The organism is Arthrobacter sp. I3 (assembly GCF_000520575.1).
Classification (GTDB): Bacteria; Actinomycetota; Actinomycetes; order Actinomycetales; family Micrococcaceae; genus Arthrobacter; species Arthrobacter humicola_A.
Genome location: NZ_KI914903.1, coordinates 68854 through 73212, shown reverse-complemented (window position 1 = coordinate 73212; position 4359 = coordinate 68854). Strand labels below are relative to the sequence as shown.

General features: G+C 70.0%; 4 protein-coding genes. 1 reads left to right on the top strand and 3 read right to left on the bottom strand.

Translation table 11 applies throughout. From position 1 onward, the window contains the following. Positions 1 to 49: 49 nt before the first annotated feature. From Y706_RS0103990 to Y706_RS0103980, 3 genes are read right to left on the bottom strand one after another with little or no spacing between them, the layout of a single operon-like run. Positions 50 to 964 carry a MaoC/PaaZ C-terminal domain-containing protein gene (locus Y706_RS0103990; protein ID WP_028275558.1) on the bottom strand — a complete coding sequence of 305 codons (915 nt, stop codon included), beginning with the start codon at positions 962 to 964 and terminating at the stop codon, positions 50 to 52. Beyond that, positions 961 to 2301, bottom strand: coding sequence for a 3-oxoacyl-ACP reductase (locus Y706_RS0103985; protein WP_028275557.1), 1341 nt, complete (start codon positions 2299 to 2301; stop codon positions 961 to 963). Before Y706_RS0103985 ends, Y706_RS0103990 begins: the two co-directional genes overlap by 4 nt. A 10-nt stretch (positions 2302 to 2311) precedes the next feature. Next, complete coding sequence (locus tag Y706_RS0103980; RefSeq protein WP_028275556.1) at positions 2312 to 3697, bottom strand: acetyl-CoA C-acetyltransferase; 1386 nt, start codon at positions 3695 to 3697, stop codon at positions 2312 to 2314. Positions 3698 to 3758: 61 nt separating this feature from the next. Between Y706_RS0103980 and Y706_RS23515 the strand changes: the two genes are divergently transcribed. Further along, the coding region (locus tag Y706_RS23515; RefSeq protein WP_043434678.1) for a TetR/AcrR family transcriptional regulator at positions 3759 to 4359 on the top strand (601 nt) is incomplete at its 3' end.

Here is a 4359-nt window from a genome sequence, read left to right as displayed (position 1 = left end):
GGTCTGACCCGGTCGGTCTGTCTGTCCTGCCCGGCTGTGGCAGCGCCGGCTATGGCAGCGCCGCGACAGAGCCGCTGAAGTGCCGGCGCCCGGACAGCGGGTTCCATGCCACGTAGGCCGAGCGCTCCCACCCGCCGCCGTCCGCCTGCACGGTGCTGATGTCGAGCGCCACGCGGGCCGGCAGGAACACGGGGGCCTCGAAGGCCACCTCCCAGGTGAACGAATCCCCCCGGACGGCACCGACGTCGGCCAGCGCCCGGGACGCCAGGTACATGCCGTGGGCAAGGGACCGCCGCTGCCCGAGGGCCTTGGCGGTCAGGACGCTCAGGTGGATGGGGTTGAAGTCTCCCGAGACGGCCGCGTAGGCACGCCCGGTATCGACGCCCAGCTGCCACAGGGCTGTGGGATCCGGCACGGAGAACGGCGGCGGCGGCACGGCCACCGAGGCCTTGTCGATCCCCGGAAGGAACACTCCCTTGGCCAGGTAGGTCGAAACCCCGCGCCAGCGGACCTCTTCCTGCCCGGCGGCGCGCACTTCCGCGACGACATCGAGCTGCGTGCCGGCGCGGTGCCCGCGCAGGTTCTCCACCCGGGCCCGGATATCCAGGGCCTGGGTGAACAGGACCGGCGCGGACTGCACCACGGTGTTCGTCAGATGGATCATGCCCAGCAGGGGCAGCGGAAAATCGTCCCGGTTCATCACGCTCATGGCCAGCGGAAACGCCAGGGCATGGATGAAGCCGGCGGGCAGGACGTCGCTCGCGCTCTCGCCGATCAGGTGCTGGAAGGCGGTCAGGTTGGCGACGTCGGCCTTCACGCCACGGACCTCGTGGGTGTAGGGCGGCAGTTCGGTGCCGCCATGGGTGCCCAGGACCCGGCGCCGTGCCGCGGCGGCCGCCGCGTTGACGTAGAGCTTGGACAGTGCGGGCATCTCGCCCAGGATGACGGTCTGGGATCCGCTCATGCGCCGACCAGGTTCTGCCCGCAGACGCGCAGCACCTCCCCGGAAATCCCACCCGCGGCGTCGCTGGCCAGGAACGCGATGGCCTCGGCGACGTCGCCCGGCCGGCCGCCCTGCTGCAGGGAGTTGAGCCGGCGCGCCACTTCGCGGGTGGCGAACGGGATCCTGGCGGTCATCTGCGTTTCAATGAAGCCGGGCGCGACGGCGTTGACGGACCCGCCGCGTTCGCCGATCAGCGCCGCCGTGGCGCGGACCATGCCGATCACGCCGGCCTTGGACGCGGCATAGTTGGTCTGGCCGCGGTTTCCGGCGATCCCGCTGGTGGAGGCCACGGACACGATCCTGGGCGAGTCGCGGAAGTGCTCCGAGGCCAGCAGGGCCTCATTGATCCGCAGCTGCGCGGCGATGTTGACCGCGAGCACGGAGTTCCAGCGGCCGGCGTCCATGTTGGCCAGGAGCTTGTCCCGGGTGATCCCTGCGTTGTGGATCATGATGTCCAGCCGGCCATGCCGTGCCGCGGCGTGGTCGACGATCCGCTGGCCGGCGTCGTCGCGGCTGATATCCAGCTGCAGGGCCGTCCCATGGACCTCGTTGGCCACTGCCGCCAGATGCTCTCCCGCCGCCGGAATGTCGACGAGGATGAGTATGGCGCCGTCGCGGTAGAGGGTGCGGGCAATTGCGGCCCCGATGCCGCGCGCTGCGCCGGTCACCACGGCCACCTTGCCGGCCAGCGGCTTCTCGACGTCGTCGGGCAGCTGGCCGGCGCCGGAGCTGACGGTCAGGAACTGCCCGTCCACGAACGCCGAGCGGCCCGAGAGGAAGAACCTCAGCGCCCCCAGTGCTGCCGGGCTCGTGGTCCGGGCGCCGTCGGCGAGCAGGATGCCGTTGCCGGTGGCGCCGGCACGGAGTTCCTTCGCCAAAGACCGCAGGAGACCGTCCACGCCCTGCCTGGCAGCCGCCGTTGCCGGTTCCGTGGCCGAGCCCGCCGTGCGGGACATGGTGATGACGCGGGCGTTCGGGGCGAGGTCACGCAGCGACGCGGCAGCGGTGAGGACCGGCTTCTCAAGATCGCCGGGGTGGGCCAGTTCGTCCAGCACCAGGATGATGGCGCCGAGCTTCTCCTTGGGTATCGCGTGGCGACGGACATCGAGGTTCCAGTCCAGCAGGGTGGCGGCGAGCTCGTCGGCGCCGCCGGTTGATCCCTGGACCAGGACCGGTCCGTCGATGAGGGGGCGGCCGGGCTCGTGCCGCCGGAGGACCACTGGCTGCGGGAGGCCGAGCCGCTTGGCGAGGTCCTTGCCGAGTCCGTGGCTGACCAGCCGGGTGTACTTGTCGCTCATCCGGTTCTCCCTAGAGTGCTTCGAGGATTGCGACGACGCCCTGGCCGCCGGCGGCGCAAATGGACACGAGGCCACGGGCGGGACGCCCGTTGACGTCTCCCTTTTCGTGCAGCATTTTGGCCAGCGAGGCCACGATCCTGCCGCCCGTGGCCGCAAACGGGTGTCCGGCGGCCAGCGAGGAGCCGTTGACGTTCAGCTTGGCCCGGTCGATGCTGCCGAAGGCGCCGTCCAGGCCCAGGCGGGTGCGGCCGAATTCGTCGTCCTCCCATGCCGCGAGGGTGCTCAGCACCGTGCCGGCGAAAGCCTCGTGGATCTCGAAGAAGTCGATGTCCGCGAGGCTGAGATTGTGGCGTGCGAGCAGCCGGGGCACCGCGAAGGCGGGGGCCATGAGCAGCCCGTCCTTGCCGTGGACAAAGTCGACGGCGGCAGCCTCGCCGTCGATCACCGCGGCGAGCTTGGGGAGGTCGTGGGCGTCGGCCCATTCCTCGGACGCCAGCAGAACGGTGGAGGCGCCATCGGTCAGCGGGGTGGAATTGCCGGCCGTCATGGTCGCCTCGGCGCCCAGGTTCTTGCCGAAAACGGGCTTGAGGGTGGCCAGTTTCTCCGGGCTCGTGTCGGCGCGCAGGTTGGAGTCGCGGCTCAGTCCCCGGTAGGGGGTCAGGAGGTCATCGAAGAAGCCTGCGTCGTAGGCCGCAGCCAGGTTCCGGTGGCTGTTGAAAGCCAGCTCGTCCTGGGCCTCGCGGGTGATCTTCCACTGCGCCGTGGTCAGCGCCTGGTGCTCGCCCATCGACAGACCGGTGCGCGGCTCCCCCGTGTTCGGCGCATCGGGAGCCAGATCCTTGGGACGGAGCCGGCTGAGGACCTGCAGTTTCCGGGACATGGTCTTGGCGCGGTTGAGGTCAAGGAGCACCTCGCGGAGTCCTTCGCTGACGGCGATGGGGGCGTCAGAGGCCGAGTCCACGCCGCCGGCGATCGCGGAATCGATCTGGCCCAGCTTGATCTTGTTCGCCAGGCCAAGCACCGTTTCCAGGCCGGTGGCGCAGGCCTGCTGGAGGTCATACGCCGGGGTCTCGGCGGAGAGGGCCGAGCCGAGCACCGCTTCCCGGGTGAGGTTGAAATCCCGGGAGTGCTTGAGGACCGCCCCCGCAGCCACTTCCCCGATCCGCTCGTCCTGCAGGCCGAAGCGGGCGATCAGGCCATCAAGGGCGGCCGTGAGCATGTCCTGGTTGGAGGACTTCGTGTACGCGCCTCCGGTCCGGGCGAACGGGATACGGTTGCCGCCCACGACCACGGCCTTGCGGAGTTGCGCCGGGCCTGCGCCGGCGTGCTGTGTCTTCCCGGCGGCGGATGCGGCGGCTGGCTGGGGGCGGGGCACTGACTGTCCGTTGACGGACATGGGCTGTCTCCTTCGATCAAAGCGATTACCGATACCCAGCGTACCTGATACGCTGGGTATCGTGAACATCCCCAAAGCCACCGTGCCCGCCGGGCAGGCCGCCGTCGACGGCCGCGCTTCCCGCTGGCAGTCCCACCGCGAGGAACGGCGGCGGGAGCTGATCAAGTCGGCCCGGAAAGCGGTGCATGCCCTCGGCAGCGATGCGTCCATGGAGGACATTGCCGCAGCCGCGGGAACGTCGAAGTCCGTGTTCTACCGCTATTTCGGCGACAAAGCCGGACTCCAGCAGGCCGTGGGCGAGGTGGTCCTGAGCCAAATGCAGCGGCGCATCCAGGAGGCGGCCCAGAGCGCCCAGACGCCCCGCGAGGGCCTGTTCGCCATGGTGTCCGCGTACCTCCAAATGGCCGAGACCAGCCCGAATGTCTACACGTTCGTCACGCGCCATGCTTCCGGCGAGGCCGAAACGGCCGGCCCGTCCATGGCCACTGCGGGAGCCTTGAGCCACTTCTTCGCCGCCATCAGCGACATGATTGCCCGGCCGATGCGCAGCCATCTGGGCGGCGGCCAGGACAAGGAAGCCGTGATCGGCTACTGGCCCAACGCCGCGATCGGCCTGGTCCGGAATGCCGGCGAACAGTGGCTCGCCAGCCCGCCCGGACCGG

Excerpts from the sequence above, each read along its gene's own strand:
- Y706_RS0103990 (WP_028275558.1), bottom strand. The coding sequence starts at position 964 with ATGAGCGGATCCCAGACCGTCATCCTGGGCGAGATGCCCGCACTGTCC.
- Y706_RS0103980 (WP_028275556.1), bottom strand. The coding sequence starts at position 3,697 with ATGTCCGTCAACGGACAGTCAGTGCCCCGCCCCCAGCCAGCCGCCGCA.
- Y706_RS0103985 (WP_028275557.1), bottom strand. The coding sequence starts at position 2,301 with ATGAGCGACAAGTACACCCGGCTGGTCAGCCACGGACTCGGCAAGGAC.